Source organism: Streptomyces sp. NPDC088194, from assembly GCF_040702025.1.
Classification (GTDB): domain Bacteria; phylum Actinomycetota; class Actinomycetes; order Streptomycetales; family Streptomycetaceae; genus Actinacidiphila.
The window spans coordinates 83,039-102,022 of sequence record NZ_JBFBIV010000031.1 but is presented as its reverse complement, the minus strand read 5'-3'; the positions used below and the strand labels follow the sequence as shown (position 1 = coordinate 102,022).

The 18,984-nt window shown below is 72.2% G+C and carries 14 protein-coding genes and 1 pseudogene; 7 read left to right on the top strand and 8 right to left on the bottom strand.

Annotated features, from left to right (window positions below; translation table 11 throughout):
* Positions 1–101 precede the first annotated feature (101 nt).
* The 5 genes from AB0399_RS19295 to AB0399_RS19275 all read right to left on the bottom strand — a co-directional run bounded on the left by AB0399_RS19295 (position 102) and on the right by AB0399_RS19275 (position 4,238).
* Complete coding sequence (locus AB0399_RS19295) at positions 102–1,010, bottom strand: helix-turn-helix transcriptional regulator (protein ID WP_329372071.1); 909 nt, start codon at positions 1,008–1,010, stop codon at positions 102–104.
* 101 nt (positions 1,011–1,111) lie between these two features.
* A complete protein-coding gene (locus AB0399_RS19290) occupies positions 1,112–1,369 on the bottom strand; it encodes a DUF397 domain-containing protein (protein ID WP_329372069.1) in 258 nt (85 codons plus the stop codon).
* A gap of 158 nt (positions 1,370–1,527) precedes the next feature.
* Complete coding sequence (locus tag AB0399_RS19285; RefSeq protein WP_329372067.1) at positions 1,528–1,989, bottom strand: MmcQ/YjbR family DNA-binding protein; 462 nt, start codon at positions 1,987–1,989, stop codon at positions 1,528–1,530.
* Between the two features lie 125 nt (positions 1,990–2,114).
* Entirely contained in the window at positions 2,115–3,320 is a 1,206-nt protein-coding gene (locus tag AB0399_RS19280; protein WP_366412121.1) for a chitinase, read from the bottom strand.
* A 201-nt stretch (positions 3,321–3,521) separates the two neighbouring features.
* On the bottom strand, positions 3,522–4,238 hold the full coding sequence (locus tag AB0399_RS19275) for a beta-glucanase (RefSeq protein ID WP_329372063.1): 717 nt from the start codon (positions 4,236–4,238) through the stop codon (positions 3,522–3,524).
* 276 nt (positions 4,239–4,514) lie between these two features.
* On the opposite strand from AB0399_RS19275, the gene AB0399_RS19270 reads away from it, so the two are divergent.
* Positions 4,515–6,584: a SpoIIE family protein phosphatase gene (locus AB0399_RS19270; RefSeq protein WP_366412120.1), complete on the top strand. Its 2,070-nt coding sequence runs from the start codon at positions 4,515–4,517 to the stop codon at positions 6,582–6,584.
* 131 nt (positions 6,585–6,715) lie between these two features.
* Here the strand turns inward: AB0399_RS19270 and AB0399_RS19265 are convergent, their stop codons facing one another.
* The gene (locus AB0399_RS19265) at positions 6,716–7,021 is read right to left on the bottom strand and encodes a hypothetical protein (protein WP_328461017.1); all 306 of its coding nucleotides are present in this window, start codon (positions 7,019–7,021) and stop codon (positions 6,716–6,718) included.
* A gap of 286 nt (positions 7,022–7,307) precedes the next feature.
* Between AB0399_RS19265 and AB0399_RS19260 the strand changes: the two genes are divergently transcribed.
* The 4 genes from AB0399_RS19260 to AB0399_RS19245 all read left to right on the top strand — a co-directional run bounded on the left by AB0399_RS19260 (position 7,308) and on the right by AB0399_RS19245 (position 12,942).
* Complete coding sequence (locus AB0399_RS19260; protein WP_366412119.1) at positions 7,308–8,606, top strand: extracellular solute-binding protein; 1,299 nt, start codon at positions 7,308–7,310, stop codon at positions 8,604–8,606.
* 15 nt (positions 8,607–8,621) lie between these two features.
* On the top strand, positions 8,622–9,578 hold the full coding sequence (locus AB0399_RS19255; RefSeq protein ID WP_329372056.1) for a sugar ABC transporter permease: 957 nt from the start codon (positions 8,622–8,624) through the stop codon (positions 9,576–9,578).
* A complete protein-coding gene (locus tag AB0399_RS19250; RefSeq protein ID WP_328461023.1) occupies positions 9,578–10,396 on the top strand; it encodes a carbohydrate ABC transporter permease in 819 nt (272 codons plus the stop codon). Before AB0399_RS19255 ends, AB0399_RS19250 begins: the two co-directional genes overlap by 1 nt.
* A gap of 125 nt (positions 10,397–10,521) precedes the next feature.
* Positions 10,522–12,942, top strand: a complete 2,421-nt coding sequence (locus AB0399_RS19245) for a glycoside hydrolase family 3 N-terminal domain-containing protein (protein ID WP_366412128.1) — start codon at positions 10,522–10,524, stop codon at positions 12,940–12,942.
* 520 nt (positions 12,943–13,462) lie between these two features.
* On the opposite strand, the gene AB0399_RS19240 is transcribed toward AB0399_RS19245, so the two are convergent.
* Positions 13,463–14,227: a GNAT family N-acetyltransferase gene (locus AB0399_RS19240; RefSeq protein WP_366412118.1), complete on the bottom strand. Its 765-nt coding sequence runs from the start codon at positions 14,225–14,227 to the stop codon at positions 13,463–13,465.
* Positions 14,228–15,159: 932 nt separating this feature from the next.
* Here AB0399_RS19240 and AB0399_RS19235 point away from each other — a divergent pair.
* Both AB0399_RS19235 and AB0399_RS19230 read left to right on the top strand, forming a co-directional pair.
* A pseudogene (locus AB0399_RS19235) lies at positions 15,160–16,054 on the top strand (discoidin domain-containing protein); the annotation flags it as partial.
* Between the two features lie 30 nt (positions 16,055–16,084).
* A complete protein-coding gene (locus AB0399_RS19230; RefSeq protein WP_366412127.1) occupies positions 16,085–18,232 on the top strand; it encodes a glycoside hydrolase family 3 C-terminal domain-containing protein in 2,148 nt (715 codons plus the stop codon).
* Between the two features lie 134 nt (positions 18,233–18,366).
* On the opposite strand, the gene AB0399_RS19225 is transcribed toward AB0399_RS19230, so the two are convergent.
* Positions 18,367–18,966, bottom strand: a complete 600-nt coding sequence (locus tag AB0399_RS19225) for an XRE family transcriptional regulator (protein WP_329372050.1) — start codon at positions 18,964–18,966, stop codon at positions 18,367–18,369.
* Positions 18,967–18,984: the final 18 nt, after the last annotated feature.

Sequence of the window (18,984 nt, the reverse complement as noted above, 5' to 3'; positions counted from 1 at the left end):
AAGGACCTTGGGAGCCAAGGTCCTTGGCGCTCGACGCGTTCCGTCCGCCTGCGCTCTCTCGTTCCGGCCTTCGCTACGGCCGTCGCTCCAGCGTTCGCTCGTCAGCGGAACTTCTTGATGTGGTCCTGGATGCGGCGGACGGTCGCGCGCTGGCCGAGCGAGGCGATCATCAGCCGATCGAAGCCCTTGACGTGCTCGTCGACCTCGTGCTCCTCCTGGAGGTAGAGGCCGCCGCCGGAGCGCTCGATGTAGACGATGTCGGGGAGTTGGCCGTCGGCGAAGTCGAAGATCGTGGTGGTACCGACCTGCACCGGCAGGTTGGGCCGGTTCAACTCCACCAGGTTGAAGCCGATGTCGGGGTCGTCGGCCAGGGATATCAGGTGTTCGAGCTGGCGGCGCATGCCCTCGCGGGAGCCGTACGGGCGGACCAGGGTGACCTCGTCCAGCACGCACAGCAGCTTCTTGCCGGGCGAGCGCATCAGCCGCTGCTGCCGCATCGCGCGCAGCTCGATGATCCGGTCGATGTCCTGCTCGCTCTTGCCGGGCGAGTTGGCCCGGATCAGGGCGCGGGTGTACTCGGCGGTCTGCACCAGGCCCGGCAGTTGGGCGATCTCGTAGCTGCGGATGCGCTGGGCCATGTCCTCCAGGCTGACCAGGGTCTGGAGGGTCTTGGTGGAGACGTCGCTCCACGCGTCCCACCAGCCACGCTCGTTGGCGGCGCGGGCGAGGTCGAGCAGCAGGTCGCGCTCGGACTCGTCCCGCACGCCGTAGACGTCCAGGAGGCGGTGGAGGTCGGCCTCCTTGAAGTCGTGCCGGCCGTTCTCCATCCGGCTGATCTTGGACGCGGAGTGGCCGATCTGTCGCACGACGTCCTCGGCAGTGAGGCCGAGCGCCTGCCGGCGCTGCCTCAGCGTCTCACCGAAGATCATCCGTTGCGCGGTCGGCGCCCGACCGGACAGGTCGTGGACGTTGCGGGCCCCACGCGGACTGCGAGACGGTTGAGCTGGCACGGTCGGTCTCCTTCTCGGGGCGAGGCACCCCGTATGGGTCACCTATCGTGCCGTAGCGCTCACAATGCGGAGGGCCCGACGTCACATCTGGCTGGATCTCGCTACTCGACGGCGAACTCGCCACGGGCGGTACCTGCCACGAACGCGCGTACCGCACTGCGGCTGAAGGTCAGAATCGGACCGTTCCTGTCCTTCGAGTCGCGGATTCCGACCGTTTCCTGGTCGAGTTCCGCTACCTCGACGCAGTTGCTCTCATGGTTGCTGTATGAACTTTTTCGCCAACTCACCACGGTTTCGGCCATGTTCGGCCGAGGCCGCGGAGCAACCTGGCGCTTCGCGCCTTCGTCCCGACCGGTCATCGTTCTCCTCCTCGCAGTGGGGGTGATCGAATTCGGCCGCACGTGCAATTGCACATCGCCCGGCCACCTTTACATGATGGCCGGGCCGCACCGGTTTCATGCGCCGCACGGGCGTACTCCTGCCCCAGGGGGGTCTTTACGGTCAACTCCCGCGCGGCTCAGGGGACGAGCGGTGTCACGGCGGGGGTGAGGAGCGTGAGGCGGTCACGGGTGGCCTTGGGCAGGCCGGCCACGACGCGGGAGTAGGAGTGCGCGACGAGGTCGTCGATCTCGTCCGGGGGGATGGTGCCGTCGAGCGCCACGGTGTTCCAGTGCTTCTTGTTCAGGTGGTAGCCGGGGGTGACGGCCGCGTAGTGGTCCCGCAGGTGCAAGGAGAGCGCCGGGTCGCACTTGAGGGAGACGGACGGCGGGTCGGCGTCGGGGCTGAGGATCGCGAAGACCTTGCCCGCGACCTTGTAGACGTCCACGCCGGGGCCGAACGGGTTCTCCTCGGTGGTCTCGGGCAGTTCGAGGGCGAGCTCGGCGATCGCGTCCGGCTCCACCGGCGGATACGGCGCCGGGGCCGCGGAGGCGTCCGCACCGTCGTCGTCGCCGTGGCCGTCGCGTGCGCTGGTCGCCATCGGTCCGTCCTTCCGGGGTCGGCACTGGGTGCGCGGGTCGGCGCGCGTTCACGCTACAGGGCGGCACCGACACACCGCCCGGACCGCCGCTCCGACCCGGGAGCGGGGGTCCGGGCGGTCCTCGTTCAGCGGCCCTGGAGCGACTTCACGTTGTCCCCGAAGGTCCACCCCTGCGAGCCGTCCCAGTTCAGTGACCAGGTCATCAGGCCCTTGAGCGCCCCGCCGTAGGAGTTCCACGCCTGCCCGACCAGGTCCGGCGCCATGTAGCCGCCGCCCGCGCCGGGTTGCGCGGGCAGGCCGGGCACCTGCTTGTCGTAGGGGACCTTGATGGTGGCGCCCTGGACGGTCAGACCGTTGTTGAGGCAGGTGGTCTGCGCGGTGAAGCCCGCGACCGTGCCGGCCTCGTAGGAGTCGCCGGAACAGCCGTACATGCTGCCGTTGTAGTACTGCATGTTGAGCCACCACAGCTGGCCATTGTCGGCGTACTTCTTCACGATCGGCAGGTAGGCGCCCCAGATGGAGCCGTAGGTGATGCTGCCGCCGGTGACGTAGGCGGTCTCGGGCGCCATGGTCAGACCGAAGCCGGCCGGCATCTGGGAGAGCACGCCGTCGATGATGCGCTCCAGGTTCGCCTGCGACGTGGAGAGGGTGCCGATGTTGCCGCTGTTGGTCAGGCCGGTCTCGATGTCGATGTCGATGCCGTCGAAGTTGTACTCCTTCAGGATCGGCACCACGGTGGCGACGAAGCGGTCCGCGACCGCGCTGGAACTGAGGTCGATGCCCGCGGCGGCGCCGCCGATCGACATCAGGATGGTCGCGCCGGCCGCCTTGGCCTGGCACATCTCGGCGGGCGTGGGCACCTTGACGCCGGTGTCCATGCCGTCCTGCCACAGCACGGTGCCGTCGGAGTCGATGACCGGGAAGGCCGCGTTGATCACGTTGTAGCCGTGCTGGGCGATACGGCTGTCGGTGATCGGTATCCAGCCCATGCCGGGGTGGACGCCGTTGGCGGCGCCGTCCCAGTTCTCCCAGTACCCCTGGAGGACCTTGCCTGCGGGCTTGGGCTTGGTGGCGCAGGTGTCGTCGGCGGGCGCGGCGGCGGCGCGCGTCGACGGGGAAGCGGCGGTGGCGGTCCTGGCGCCTGTGGCGACTGTGGCGGCGGCCCTTTCGGTGGCGGCCTTCGCGGCGGCCGTGCTGACGGTGGCGGTGCGGGTCGGGGTCGAGGTCGGGCTGCTGGCCTGCGTCGCCGCCGCGAGCGGCAGTTGCGCCAGGCAGGCCGCCGCGAGGCCGGCGCCGAGCAGGCGCAGCCGGCGGCCGTGGGTAGCGGGCATGTGTGCTCCTTCTCTCGCCGCGGACCGCGGGTCACCGAGCCGGTGGGGGCGGCCGTGACGGCCCGGGCTTCGGAGTGAGGTGGAGATACCGGTGTGACGCATGGGCATCACGTGGTGGCCCGGATCGTAAAGTGGTCTCGACCACCCGTCAATAGGTCTGGACCAAAGCCGGGTTGGCGGATGCGGGCCGGACCGCTGCGCTCAGCCCCGGCCGCCGCCCGGGCGGCGGACCTCCAGGTCGGTGCACTGCCAGCTCAGTTCGCGCACCCCGGGGCCGGGCGCCGGGTGCCCGTACGCGCCCGCGGAGACGCTGATGCAGACCACCAGCCAGGCACGCCACCGGGTGCCGACGCCCTTCCCGTCGTCGTAGACCGTCCGGCCGTCGACCTGCCAGCGCACGCTGCCGGCGCCGAGGAGGACGTCCAGCCGGAAGGGGCGGCCGGGGGTGACGACGCCGTCGGCGTAGTCGCCGGCGCCGCCGACGTGGTTGGTCAGTTCGAGCAGGTGCGGATTGGTGGAGTGGTACTCGAAGGCGTCGACCTCGCCGTGGCCGGGCTGCGAACGGCCGGTGGACAGGTCGCGCCCCCACGTCCACAGCGCGGGCCAGGCGCCCGGCGTGTCGTCCACGACGCAGGTCGCGGAGAGCTCGTCACCGGGCAGCAGTTCGAAGCCGCCGGGGGCGTACTCCGTGGAGACCAGGTCGGTGTGCCAGAGGCCGGCGCCGGCCGCGCGGGCCCGGAAGACGCCGGCGACGGTGGGGCCGTAGGAGGGGCCGATCTGGTCGAGCTTGTTGTCACCGGGGTTGCGGCCGTCGGGCGGGTAGGCGGAGGTGCGGCCGACCGCCCAGGCCGAGCGGTCGGTGAAGGGGGCGGCGAACACGACGGGCGCCGGGCGCGCCCCGGACGGCGGGACTGTCATGGGTGCACTCCAGGATGGCGGCCATTACTCCCAGTCAACGCCGGTCACGCCCGGTCGGGACAGCGGCGCGTGGACGTGCGTCGCGGGCGCGCTCTCCGCGGGACGCGCCCCCGGCAGCGGGCCGCCGCCCTGCGGTGCGGCGCGGGTGCGGGGAGCATGGTCCCGTCAGAGCATGGGACGTAAGCGTACGATCGGGATCAAACCTACCGAAAAGTGCGGCCATGGCCGGCGAGCGGCGCGCACCCGGCAGGGGCGAACACGAGCGAAAGGGCGCGGATGGGCGGTGAACCGGACAGGCCGGCTCAGGACCGCGACGAGGACGCCGAACTCCGGCAGATCGACGCGCTCAACCGGTTGCGCACGGGTCCCGCGGGGCCCGACGAGCAGGAGCCCGAGGCACCCGACGGCGCCGAGCCTTCCCCCGACCGGCCCGCGCCGGACGCACCCCTGATCGAGTCCGTACCGGCGAGCGGGTCCGAGCGCCCCGGCCCGCGCGACCGCGCGGAGGACGCCGCCGAAGAGGGCGCCGCCGAAGGCCCCGCCCCCGAAGACTCCCCCGACGATTCCGTGGGACACTCCGCCCGCCCCACGGCCGCCGGCTCCCCCGGCACCTCCGGCTCCCCCAGCTCCGGCTCCCCCAGCGCCCGCTCCCGCCACCGCGACGCCCTCCTCGTCGACGCCGGCTCCACCGTCGCCGACGCCGGCTCCCTGGACGAGGCGCTCAAGGCCCTCACCGCCCTGCACGCGCCCGACTTCCCCCTCGACGGCCAGGCCGTCTTCGGCATCAACGGCGACTTCCTCACCAAGCTCGCCACGCTCGGCTTCCGGGCGACCGGCCCCGAGCGGATCTTCCGCATGCCGGTGTCGACGGGCTACCCGGCCGCCGAGGTGGTCCGCACCGGCCGCCCGGTGTTCCTGGCCACGGCCGACGAGTACCGGCGCCGCTTCCCCGTCACCTATCCGCTGACCGCGCCGAAGGGCCGCAGCTCGTGGGCGTTCCTGCCGCTGATGAGCTCGGGGCGGCTGAGCGGGGTGTGGCTGGCGGCGTTCCGCTCGCCGGTGGCGTTCACCGAGGACGAGCGGACGCTGCTCACGGTGACCGCGCGGCTGCTGGCCCGGGCCCTGGAGCGCACCCGCACCGGGGAGGCCGAACTCGCGCTCTCCCGCGGCCTGCGCAGCAGCATGGGCCGGGCCGGGCCGGCGATCAAGGGGCTGAGCGTGGCCACCCGCTACGTGCCGACCGGCGGCGGGCTGATGGTGGGGGGCGACTGGTTCGACAGCATCGAACTGCCCAGCGGCCGGCTCGCCCTGGTCATCGGCGACGTGCAGGGCCACGACGTGCACGCGGCGAGCCTGATGACCCAACTGCGCACCGCTGTCCACGCCTACGCCGCCGAGGGGCACGGCCCGGACGCGGTACTCGCGCGCGCCTCCCGGTTCCTCACCGCGCTGGACGAGGACCGCTTCGCGACCTGCATCTACATCGAGGCCGACCCCGACACCGGGTTGCTCCACCTCGCCCGCGCCGGGCACCCGCACCCGGTGCTGCGGATGCCGGACGGCACCTGCATGCTCAAGCACATCCCCGGCGGCCTGCCGCTCGGCCTGATGCCCGGCGACGACGACTACCCGGTGACGCTCATGGAGCTGCACGACCAGGAAGTCCTGATGCTCTGCACGGACGGCCTGATCGAGACCGGCGGGCACGACATGTACAGCGGGTGGGTGCGGGTGCGCGACGCGATGTCGCCGGGGCCGAGCGCGGACCTGGAGGCCATGGCCGATCGGCTGATCACGGCGGTGAACGGCCCGCAGCAGCCCGGTGGCGGCGTCCGGCCCGAGCCGGACCTGCGCCGCGCGGACGCCCGGCCGCGCAACGAGGACGACATCGCGCTGCTGCTGGTGCGCAGGGACTCCGGGCTGGCCAGGCCGGACGTGCGGGAGCGGCGCCTGGTGCTCACCATCGAGCAGGGCCGGGCGGAGAGCCTGTCGCAGGCCCGCGCCGAACTGGAGTCGCTGCTGCACGACTGGGCCCGGCCGGAGCAGGTGGACACGGCCGTGCTGCTCTCTTCGGAGCTGGTCGGCAACGTGCTGATGCACACCGACCAGTCCGCGGCGCTCGTCGCCGTGGTCACCGGGGAGCAGGGTCGGCGCACCCTGAAGGTCGAGGTCACCGACCGCGGCGACGAGTTGCCCCATCAGCGCGCGCCGGGCGAACTGTCCTCCTCAGGACGCGGTCTGGTCCTGCTCGACCTGCTCTCCGACGAGTGGAGCGTGCAGCCGGAGTCCGAGGGCAAGACGGTGTGGTTCGCCCTGCACGAGGACGCCGGCCCGGAAGAGGGCTGACGGCCCGCGCGGTGCGGGCCGTCGCATGATCCGCCCGCGCGGTGCGGGCTGACGCGTGACCTGCCCGCGCGGTGCGGGCTGACGCGTGACCTGCCCGCGCGGTACGCACCCGCGCACCGCCGGGCGGTTCGTCACGCGCCCTTGGGCGGGGTGTCGCCGGAGGCGGGTGTGCCGTAGGGCGGGGGAAGTTCCGCCTGCCGGCCGACCGGGCTGTCCTCGGGGCGGGTCCGTACCGCGCCCGGCAGCTCCGGGGCTTCGGCGGCGGGGGGAAGGTCGGGGGTGAGTAGCGGGTCGTGCGGGTGGTGCGCCGTATGTGCGGCGGGGGCGCCGTACGGGCCGCGGGGAGCGAGCGGGTCAGGGGGGTCGTGCGGGTCGGGCCACTCCGGTCGGTCCCGCCGCCCCCGCTGATGGTCTCTCTGGTCGTCTCCAGAAGTCATGCCCTTCGGGTACCCACCGGCGCTCCCGTAATCGGCCGCCGCCCGCTCCAACCGCTTCGGTTCCGAAACGATCGATCCCGCTGGCTACAGCTTTCGACGCCCCCTCCCGCGGCCGCCCCGCTTCCCACGCACCCCGCGATACCTGTGTGGCGTTACACCCCGACCCACACACCGTAACGCTTTGATAACCGCAGGCCGGAGGGTTGACCGGCTTTCCCACCGCGCTCTAGCGTCTGGGCGGCGCAGAAATTTCGGCATCGCCGCCGAAACATTCGAAAGGCACTCCATGATGAAGCGCGCTCGGTTCTCTCGTGCCGCCGCCGGTGGCGTGGTGCTCGCACTCGGGCTGTCCATGGCGGCATGCGGGGGCAGCAGTTCGGGGTCCGGCTCCGGCCGCATCCACGTCCTGGTCTACGGCGACGCGACGAACAAGGTGGAGAAGCAGATCGTCGCCACCTTCAACAAGACGTCGAAGGTCAAGGCGGTGCTGGATACCATCCCCGGCGCGGACTACCAGCAGAAGCTCCAGACGATCATCACCACCAAGCAGGCCCCCGACATCTTCTACAACTGGGGAGCCGGCAGCATCCAGCCGTTCGTCAAGGCCGGGTTGCTGATGCCGCTGGACAGCTTCATCGCCAAGGACCCGGGGCTGAAGTCCAACTTCCTTCCGTCGGTGTTCAACACGGCGGTCATCGACGGCAAGCCGTACGGCGTCCCGATGCGCGGCACCCAGCCGGTGCTGCTCTTCGACAACAAGAAGGTGCTCGCCGACGCGGGCCTGTCCGAGCCGAAGACCTGGGACGACCTGCTCAACGCCGTCAAGGTGCTCAAGGCCAAGGGCAGGACACCGATCGCGCTGGGCGGCGGCGACCAGTGGCCGACGCAGATGTGGTTCGAGTACATGTACGACCGCATCGCCGGCCCCGGCCTGTTCGAGAAGGCGCTCGGCGGCGACACGAGCGTCTGGAACACCCCCGACAGCCGCAAGGCGCTGACGATGCTCAAGCAGCTCGTGGACGCGGGGGCGTTCGGCGGCAACTACGACTCGGTGAAGTTCAGTGACGGCGGCTCCCCCGCGCTGCTGGCCACCGGCAAGGCCGGCTTCGAGCTGATGGGCTCGTGGGAGTACTCCACCGAGCAGGACGCCAACCCGGACTTCACCAAGAACGACCTCGGCTACGGCCCCTTCCCGAGCGTGCCGGGCGGCAAGGGCAACCCCGACGACGTGGTCGGCAACACCAACAACTTCTACTCGGTGCTGAAGAAGACCAAGTACCCGGACGCCGTCGCCCAGTTCCTCAAGCTCCAGTACTCGGACGAGTTCGTGAAGGCGCACCTGGCCATCGGCAACCTGCCGACCACCACCAACACCCCGAAGTTCCTGGACAGCGCGTCCAACCCGGCCTACCTGAAGTACCAGTTCGACATGGTCAAGCAGGCCCCCTCGTTCCAGCTCTCGTGGGACCAGGCGTACCCGCCGTCGCAGACCACGGCCATCCACACCGCCGTCCAGGAGTTCTTCGACGGCAAGATCAACGCCGACGGCTTCATCAAGGCCATGCAGGGCCTTTCGGCGTCCTGACCCAGGGACCACGCCATGACCACCACCTCGACCGCGCCGCCCGCCGCGCGCGGCGGGCGGGCCACCCGGCCCGCTCGCCGCCCGGCCCGGCGGTCCGGCTCCGCCGTGACCCGCCCGGGCCTTGCCTGGGCGGTCCCCGCCACCTTGTTCTTCGCGCTGTTCGCCATCCTGCCGCTGGTGCTGGTGGCGGTGCTCTCCTTCACCAGCTGGGACGGCCTGGGCGCGCCCGAGTTCGCCGGCCTGGACAACTGGCGCGCGCTGCTGCACGACCACACCATGATCCAGAGCCTGTGGCTGAGCGTCCTGATCACCGTGCTCGGCGTCACCGTGCAGACCCCGCTGAGCATCCTGCTCGGGGTGTGGGCGGCCGGCAAGCAGCGCAACCGCGCCGTGCTGTCGGCGGTGTTCTTCGTCCCGCTGCTGCTGTCGGCGACCGCGGTGTCCGTGCTGTGGCGGGCCCTGCTCGACCCGAACTTCGGGGTGCCCGCACAGGCCCGCTGGCTGTTCGGCAACGGCAACCTGCTGGGCATGCAGTCCGGCGCGATCGGCGTGCTGGTCTTCGTCGGCGCCTGGCAGTACACGCCCTTCCACACCCTCATCTACCAGGGCGCGACCCGCGCCATCCCGCAGGTCCTCTACCAGGCCGCGGCGATCGACGGCGCGGGCACCGTACGGCAGTTCTTCCACATCACGCTGCCGCAACTGCGCAACACCATGATCACCTCGATGATCCTGATGGTGGTCGGCGGCCTGACCACGTTCGACACGGTCCTGATCCTCACCCAGGGCGGCCCCGGCACCGACACCACCATCAGCGCCTACTACATGTACGAACAGGCCTTCAAGAGCTTCGACTTCGGCGGCGGCGCGGCGATCGCGCTGGTCCTGGTGCTGGTCGCCACCGTCATCTCGCTGGTCGTGGTGCGGGTCTCCGGCTACGACCGGATGCGCAGCAGCTCGGAGGGTCTGTGATGAGAAGCCGCCCCAACTTCCTGGCCGGACTCGGCTCGCTGGTCTGGCTGTTCCTGGTCGGCCTGCCGCTGTACGTCATGCTCGCCGCGACCCTGCGCAGCCGCGACGACTACGCCCAGCAGGGCCCGCTGTCCTTCCCGAAGCACTTCACGCTGCACAACTACACGCAGGACTTCTCCAACGGCTTCGGCCGGTACTTCTTCCACACCCTGCTGGTGACCGCCGCGGTGGTGGCCATCGTGGTGCTGCTGGTGCCGCCGCTGTCGTACGCGATCGTGCGCGGCCGCGGCCGGATCACCACCGGCGTCTTCCGGCTGTTCCTGCTCGGCCTCGCGGTGCCCGCGCAGGCGGTCATCGTGCCGATGTTCTACGTCATCAACCGCGCCGGTCTCTACGACAACCTCGCCGGGGTGATCCTGCCGACCGCGGCGTTCTGCCTGCCGGTGAGCGCCCTGGTGCTGACCGGGGTGATGCGCGACATCACCCCCGACCTGTACGAGGCGATGGCGATGGACGGGGCCCCGCAGTGGCGGGTCTTCGTCCAGCTGGTGCTGCCGCTGTCCAAGGGCGGGCTGTCCACGATCGTGGTCTTCTCCGCGCTCCAGGCGTGGAACGGCTTCCTCTTCCCGCTGGTGCTGACCCAGTCCGACTCCTCCAAGGTGGTCACCCTGGGCCTGTACGACTTCCAGACCGAGCACGGCGTGGACATCCCCGGCCTGCTGGCCGCGGTGGTGCTGTCGATGCTGCCGATCCTCATCGTCTACCTGTTCGCCCGCCGTGCCCTGGTGCAGGGGCTGATGGGCGTCGGAGGAAAGTGACCGACACCGTGCCCGAACAGACCGTGCCCAAAGAGACCGCCCCGGGAGACACACCCGCGCCCGTCGCCCGCTGGCGGGACGCCTCCCTGCCGCCCGCGGCCAGGGCCGACGCCCTGATCGCCGAGATGACCCTGCCGGAGAAGGCCGCGCAGCTGTACGGAATCTGGGTGGGCGCCTCCGCCGAAGGCGGCGAAGTCGCCCCCCACCAGCACGAGATGGAGGAACCGGTCGCCCTCGATGAGCTGCTGCCGCACGGCCTGGGCCAGCTCACCCGGCCGTTCGGCACCGCACCGGTCGACCCGGCGCTCGGCGCGCTGTCGCTGCTGCGCACCCAGCGCCGGATCATGGCCGCGGGCCGGTTCGGCATCCCCGCGCTCGCCCACGAGGAGTGCCTCGCGGGCTTCGCCGCCTGGGGCGCCACCGCCTACCCGGTGCCGCTGGCCTGGGGCGCGACCTTCGACCCCGCGCTGGTGCGCACCATGGCCGAGCGGATCGGCCGCGACATGCGGGCGGTCGGCGTGCACCAGGGGCTCGCGCCGGTGCTGGACGTGGTGCGCGACCCGCGCTGGGGCCGGGTCGAGGAGACCATCGGCGAGGACCCGTACCTGGTCGGCACGATCGGCACCGCCTACGTGCGCGGGCTGGAGTCGGCCGGGATCGTCGCCACCCTCAAGCACTTCGCGGGCTACTCCGCCTCCCGCGCGGGCCGCAACCTCGCGCCGGTCGGCATGGGCGGCCGGGAGCGCGCCGACGTCATCCTGCCGCCGTTCGAGATGGCGGTGCGCGAGAGCGGCGTCCGCTCGGTGATGCACGCCTACACCGACACCGACGGCATCCCGTCGGCGGCCGACGAGCAGTTGCTGACCGGGCTGCTCCGCGACACCTGGGGCTTCACCGGGACCGTCGTCGCCGACTACTTCGGCGTCGCCTTCCTCCAGACCCTGCACGGCGTGGCGGGCACCCTCGGGGAGGCGGCCGGCGCGGCGCTCGCGGCGGGCGTGGACGTCGAACTGCCCACCGTCAAGGCGTACGGCGAGCCGCTGCTCAAGGCGGTCGCCGGCGGACGGGTGCCGGAGGCGCTGCTGGACCGGGCGGTGCACCGGGTGCTGGTGCAGAAGGCCCAACTCGGGCTGCTGGACGCGGGATGGGACCCGGTGCCGCAGGTGCTGGCCGGGCGCGTCGACGGGGTGACCGCTCCGGGGCGGGCGCCGGCGCAGGACAGCGCGGAGACGGAGACGGGCGCGGATTCGGATACGGATTCGGGCACGGGTACGGCGGTCGGCGCCGGCGACGTCAACAACCCGGACGCCTCCGTGTCGGCCGCGGGCGCGCTGTACCGGGAGGCGCTGCGCGGCAGCGTGGACCTGGACTCGGCCGCCAACCGGGACATCGCCCGCCGGGTCGCCGAGGAGAGCGTGGTGCTGCTGCGCAACGACGGCACCCTGCCGCTCCACCGGCCGGGCGTGATCGCGGTCATCGGCCCCAACGCCGAGACGCCCACCGCGGTACTCGGCTGCTACGCCTTCCCCATGCACGTCGGGGTCCAGCACCCGGAGGTGCCGGCCGGCATCGAACTGCCCACGCTGCGCGAGGCGTTGGCGGCGCAGTTCACCGACAGCCGGATCGTCGCGGCGGCAGGCTGCGGCGTGGACGACCAGGACACCGGCGGGTTCGCCGAGGCGGTGCGCGCGGCCGCCGAGGCGGACGTGGTGGTACTCGCCCTCGGCGACCGGGCGGGGCTGTTCGGCCGGGGCACCAGCGGCGAGGGCTGCGACGCGGAGTCGCTGGCGCTGCCGGGCGTGCAGCAGCAACTCCTCGACGCGGTCCTGGACACCGGCCGCCCGGTCGTCCTCACCCTGCTCGCCGGACGGCCGTACGCGCTCGGCCGCGCGGTGGACGAGGCAGCCGCCATCGTGCAGGCGTTCTTCCCCGGCGAGGAGGGCACCGCGGCCGTCGCAGCCGTGCTCGCCGGGCAGGTCGAGCCGTCCGGGCGGCTGCCGGTGAGCGTGCCGAGCCGGCCGGGCAGCCAGCCGACCACGTACCTGGCCGCGCGGCTGGGCCGGGCCAGCGAGGTCTCCAACGTCGACCCGACCCCGGCATACGCCTTCGGGCACGGGCTGACGTACACCACCTTCCAGTGGACGGACCTGCGCGTCGCGGAGTTCCAGGCCGGCACCGACGGGGAGGTGCGCTGCTCCTTCACCGTCCGCAACACCGGGCGGCGCGAGGGCACCGAGACGGTCCAGGTCTACCTGCACGACCCGGTCGCCTCCGTGGTACAGCCGCAGCAGCGGCTGGTCGGCTACCGGCGGCTGCGCCTCGCGCCGGGTGCCTCCGCGCGCGTGGAGCTGACCGTGCCCGCCGACCTGGCCGCGTTCACCGGCCGCGACGGCCGCCGCGTGGTGGAACCCGGCACCCTCGAACTGCGCCTGGGCGCCTCCAGTACGGACCTGCGGCTCACCGTCGTCTGCACCCTGACCGGGCCGCCCCGCGTGGTGGACCACACCCGCAGGTTGCACCCGGGCTTCACGGTGGACCGGGGGTAGTCGACAGGCGCGCCGGTGCCCCCTGTCCGTGCCGGGCAGGGGGCACCGGTGTGCCGTGCGACCGCGGGCCAGGCCGGGCCGCCGGCTCGGCAACGTCCGCCCAGCGACCTCGGACCCCAGCGGCGCAGCGCACGCCGGCCGGGCCAGTCGCCGAGGAACTGCCCGGCCCGCACGATCACCACGATGGTCGCGACCGTGATGTACACGATCGGCCGGTCGTTCCGCTGGAAGCCGCAGGTGACCGCGAAGTCGCCCGGCCCTCCGCCGCCGAACAGACCCGCCTGCGCGGACATGTCCACGATGGCGACGAAGGGGGACGTGCAGCCCGGGACGATCGGCCCGAGCGCCTCCGGGACCGGCGCCGTCACCAGGATGCCGATCCGCCGGGTGCCAGGGCGCACTGGCCGCCCGCCGTGCCGCACAAGCGGGTGCGGGAACCGTCGGCTCACGATCTTTGCGTACGGGCTGCGCGCGGCGCCGTCGGAGCCGGCACCGCGCGCGGTTCCCGCAACTCGCCCGCTTACACCTCCAACGCCATGTAGAGCCGCGTGCCCTGCGGGGAGTAGCCGAGCCGCTCGTAGACCCGGCGGGAGCCGTCCCCGGAGTACTCCAACCAGACCGATTCGGCGCCCTGTTCGAACATCGCCGCGGTGAGCGCGGCGGTGACGGCGGCGCCGATGCCGCGGCGGCGGAAGGCGGGCCGGGTGCCGATGCCCGCCAGCTCAGCGGTGCCGACCGCGGGCGCGGAGCAGGAGCCACCGCCCGCGCAACCGCCGTCGGGGGCGCTGACGAACCGCACCGCTCCCCCGTTCTCCTGGGTACGCCGCAACCGGGCGACGCCCTCCGAGGACGCGGCGAACTCCCCCTCGAACGCCTCGGACAGGGCCGCGTCGATCGCCGCGTACTCCTGCTCGGTGGTCGGGGCCGCCACGAGGGGCCCGGTCAGGCTCCCGACGGACGGCGGCATGCTCAGCGCCCCCGGCTCGCAGACCAGGTACTCGTGCACCGCCTCCACGCCGAACCCGGCGGCGCGCAGCGCGGGTTCGACCTCGGGTGCGCGGTCGGGCGCGAACTCCAACCGCGGCTTGAGCCCGCGGTCACGGAACGCGCCGACGAGAGCGGCGACATCCGCCGCGGTCGGCTCGGCGCCGGGCAGCGGGGTGGCGTAGTTGACGTACGGGCTGGAGGTGGCGGGGTCGAAGCCCACGACGAAGCCTCCGACCTCCATCGCCGCAGGGCGGCGGCGGAGGTTGGCGACGGCGAAGTTCTGGACATTGGTGCTCACGATGATGTGACCTCACGAAAACAAACACGGTGGAGCGCTCTCCCGCATGGCGGTGACCGAGCGATCGGCGGTGCCGGCGGGAAGGGCGCGTTGCTGCCTGGCCCGGCGAGGTGCCGGGCGGGCCGTCCCCCGCGCGAGGGCGACCGGCGGTGCGGGAAGCACCGCGGCGAAGGACCGCCGCACGCGAAGCGCGCGGCGCGAACGGAGGCCGCTGCTCGACGGGGAGCAGGAGCGGACCGCTCAGCGCGTACGGCGGCCGCTGCGGGACGCCGGAGCCATGGACTTCATTCCCAACCGTGTGTGAGGACCCGGGACCACAACGGCCGCCGGGCAGGCCCGACTCTGCCACGGCGGCCGCCGGCGGCGCAACGCGATTACCCGCGGGACCCGGATGCGGCCTGCCCCGGCCCGGTCCGGCCCGGTCCGGTGCAGTGCGGGCCGGTCAGGTCCCGCGGTGCCGAAGTGGCCTCGCCGCGCGGCGCTCTCGGCGGGCGGAACGGTGAACGCGGTCCACCCGCACCCGACTTCGGCGTGCGGCGGCGCCCACCCGCCGTACGGCGCCGGCGCCGGCTCCGGCTCCGGCTCCGGCTCCGGCGACGCCACGGCAACAGCACGGCGTGCCCGGCGTGCGCGCCACCGGCACCCGGTCGCGCTGCCGGACCTTGGCCGTACTTTGGTTGTGCCTTTACCGTGCCCGACGTATTGACAGTGGTTCGGGCCCTCCCACAGACTCCCCGGAGAGCGCTCTCCGACCGTGTTCGAGCATGGGCACGGTCCCGTGAGTCCGAGTCATCCCCCCAGCCGCGTGGTGCCGTCGCCCGGCCAAGCGACGGCGCCGCCGCGGCACGAGGCCACCCCCACGTGGAGCTGCCATGCGCTTCCTTTCCCGTCTCCTCGGACGTGCCGGCCGGCACCGACCGGCCGTCGCCGCGATGGCCGCGACGGCCCTGGCGGCCGGCTGCCTGGTCGGCACCACCGGCGGCGCCGCACACGCCGCCGACAGCCTGCTCTCCCAGGGCCGCCCGGCCACCGCCTCCTCCACCGAGAACGCCGGCACCCCGGCCTCCGCGGCGGTCGACGGCGACGGCAACACCCGCTGGTCCAGCGCCGCTTCGGACCCGCAGTGGCTCCAGGTCGACCTGGGCGCCACCGACACCATCAGCTCCGTCACCCTCGACTGGGAGACGGCCTACGGCACGGCGTTCCGCATCCAGGTCTCCGACGACGCGCAGACCTGGACCGACGTCTACTCCACCAGCACCGGGACCGGCGGCGAGCAGACGCTCGCCGTAAACGGTTCCGGCCGCTACGTGCGGATGTACGGCACCGCCCGCGCCACCGGGTACGGCTACTCCCTGTGGGAGTTCAAGGTCTACGGATCGGCCGGCGGCGGGGGCGACGGCGGGACGACCGGCGGTGGCACGGACCCGGGCGGCGGGGACTTCCCCGGCACCGTCGTCTCGGCGTTCAAGCAGGTCACGGCCTCCTCGTACGAGGGCGGCAACGCGCCCGCGGCGGCGCTCGACGGCCGTACCACCACCCGCTGGTCGAGCCTGTACACCGACGACCAGTGGCTCCAGGTCGACCTCGGCGGCACCGCCGCGGTCAGCGGTGTGGTGCTCGACTGGGAGTCGGCGTACGGCACCGGGTACCACATCGACGTGTCGGACAACGGCACCGCGTGGACCCCCCCTCTACACCACCACCTCCGGCAAGGGCGGCATCGAGAAGCTGCCGCTCACCGGTTCCGGCCGCTACATACGGCTGGTCGGCACCGCCCGCGCCACCGGATACGGCTACTCCCTCTGGGAGTTCCAGGTCTACGGCACCGTGGACGACCAGGCGTCCACCCCGCCGATGCTCTCCGGTCCGACCAAACCCCCCGCCACCACCGGCCAGTTCGCGCTGTCCGCACCGGCCGACAAGGCGATGGTCACCAACACCCGCAGGCCGCAGCTGTCCTGGGCGGCGGTCCCGGACGCGGCGCACTACGAGGTGTGGATCAACATCAGCCGCACCGACTACGACTTCACCGCATCGGGCAGCCTGCTCGACCTGTACACGAAGGTCGCCGAGCCCACCGGCACCGGATACACGCCGAGTTGGGACATCACCGACCGCTGGACGTACAAGTGGTACGTCGTCGCGGTGAGCGGGTCGGGGGCGAGAACCACCTCGGACATCCGCCGGTTCAGCGTCTACCTGCCGGACGTCGAGCGGGCGGACGACGGCGTCAACGTGGTCGACGGCGCCCGCGACCTCAACAAGGACGGCACGATCGAGCCGTACGAGGACTGGCGGCTGCCGGTCGACACGCGGGTGAGCGATCTCCTCGGGCGGATGACGCTGGAGGAGAAGGCGTACCAGATGTTCTACAACGTGCAGCAGTACCCCATGTCGGGCTGGCACTTCGGCCCGGCGCAGCCCGCCGACCTGAACGACGTGCTGATGTCGACGGCGGCCACCCGGCTGGGCATCCCACCGGTGTCGGCCGGCGACACCACCGCGGGCTACCAGACGACGTATCCGCTACAGAGCACGCTGGCGGCGGGGAAGGACTACCCGCTGGACTACCGGTTGGGGAACATGCAGCGGGAGGAGGAGCTGGAGGTCGGGGCGCGCGGCACCCTGTCGCCGCTGGCGGAGGTCGGCACGAAGGTGCTGTATCCGCGCATCCAGGAGGGCGGCGGCGAGAACGCGGACGTGGCCGCGGCCCAACTCAAGGCGCTGGTGGCCGGTTTGCAGGGCGGCCCGGAGCTGAACCCGTCCTCGGTGCTGGCCACCGTGAAGCACTGGCCGGGCGAGGGCGCCGGCGGTGAGGCGGGGATCGTCTACGACGCGGTGACGATCAAGTACCACATGATCCCGTTCAAGGCCGCGATGGACGCGGGCGCGGTGAACATCATGCCGGGCTACGCGGGCAGTTCGTATCTCGACCCGGGCGGCCCGGGTGCGGGCGACAGCGCGAAGATCCTCGACTACCTGCGCCAGAACATGGGTTACACCGGTCTGATCACCACCGACTGGCTGCCGTCGTCGGCGTGGATCAACGCGGCCAACGCCGGCTCGGACGTGATGGGCGGCGCCGACCCGGGTGCGGCCGACTTCACCATGGCGAGCTTCGAGCAGCAGGTGCCGCAGGCCCGGATCGACGACGCGGTCGGCCGCATCCTGAAGCTGAAGTTCGAGTTGGGCGTCTTCGACCACCCCTACGGCGACCCGGTCAACGGGCCCTACCGGTTCCACCAGCCGAGCTATGTGGCGCTGGCGAACCAGGCGTCGCGGGAGTCGGACACGCTGCTGAAGAACGACGGCGTGCTGCCGGTGAAGCTCGACGCGGGTGACAACGTGGTGGTGGCCGGCGACCGGGCCACGGACGGCGCGTCGTGCTGCATCTGGTCGAGCTACTTCCACCCGGACTACGGCTCGCTGGACATGCTGGACGCGATCAAGCAGAGGGCCGCGACGGCCGGGGTCAACGTCTACCAGGACACCGGTCCGAACCCGAAGCTCGCGATCGTCGACGTCGGCGAGCCGTCCTACACCCACGCCACCGCCTGGCCGGACACCCAGCCGTACCTGCCGGCCGACCAGCTCGCCCTGATCCGGAACTTCAAGAACCAGGGCATCCCGGTGGTGGTCGTCCTCACGCTGCCCCGACCGATCGTGATGAGCGACTGGAACGACCTCGCCGACGCGATCGTGGTGACCTACCGCGGCGGCGAGGAGGTCGGTCCGGCGACGGCGAGCCTGCTCTTCGGGGACTACACACCGCACGGGCACCTGCCCTGGCAGTTGCCCAGGAGCCTGGACCAGGTGCTCAAGCCGGGCGGCGGCGACACGCAGGCCGACGCCAACGAGGCGTGGGACCTGCCGTACGACCTCGGCGCGACGGACGCCGAGCGCGCGGACATCCGCGCGAAGATCGACGCGGGTCAGACCGTGCCGACGACGTACGGGAACCCTCTGTACCCGTACGGGGCCGGCATCACGAGTTGGGGGTGAGCGCCGATCCCGGGTGATGGTCGGACGAGATGAACGGTGGAGCGCTCTCCGGGGCCGGCTCGCGAGCCTGCCCCGGGGGCGCCGCCGCCCCGCCGGGCCGGGTCGGCTCGGGCCCGGGTCGGCTGGAGGCCGGATCAGCTCGGGTCGGGGACGGAGCGGGCCCGGAGATGGACGCGTTCGCCCTGCGGCCCGAACAGGGCGAGGAACTCCACCGGTCGGTCGCCGGCATTGGCGAACCCGTGCGGGGTGCGGGTGTCGAACTCGGCGGCCTCCCCCGCGGTGAGGATCACGTCGCGGTCACCGAGCGCGAGCCGCAGCCGGCCGGAGAGCACGTACAGCCACTCGTAGCCCTCGTGGGTGCGCTGCTCCAGGCGGCCGTCCACGTCGGGACCGCCCGGCTGGACCGGCATGATCTGCTTGTACGCGTGCAGGCCGCCGAGGTAGTGGGTGAGCGGCACGAAGGTCTGGCCGTGGCGGGTGAAGGGCCGCGGATGGACACGCGGGTCGCCGGTGGCGGGCGCGCCGACGAGTTCGTCCAGCGGGACGCCGTACGCCTTCGCCAGTGGCAGCAGCAGTTCGAGGGTGGGTTTGCGCCGGCCCGACTCCAGCCGGGACAGCGTGCTCAGCGAGATGCCGGTGGTCTCGGCGAGCTGGGCGAGGGTGAAGGCGCGGGCGTGTCGCAGGCTGCGCAGCCGCGGACCCACTCCGGCGAGGACTTCGTGCAGTTCGGCCATATCCCGTATGTGCCATTG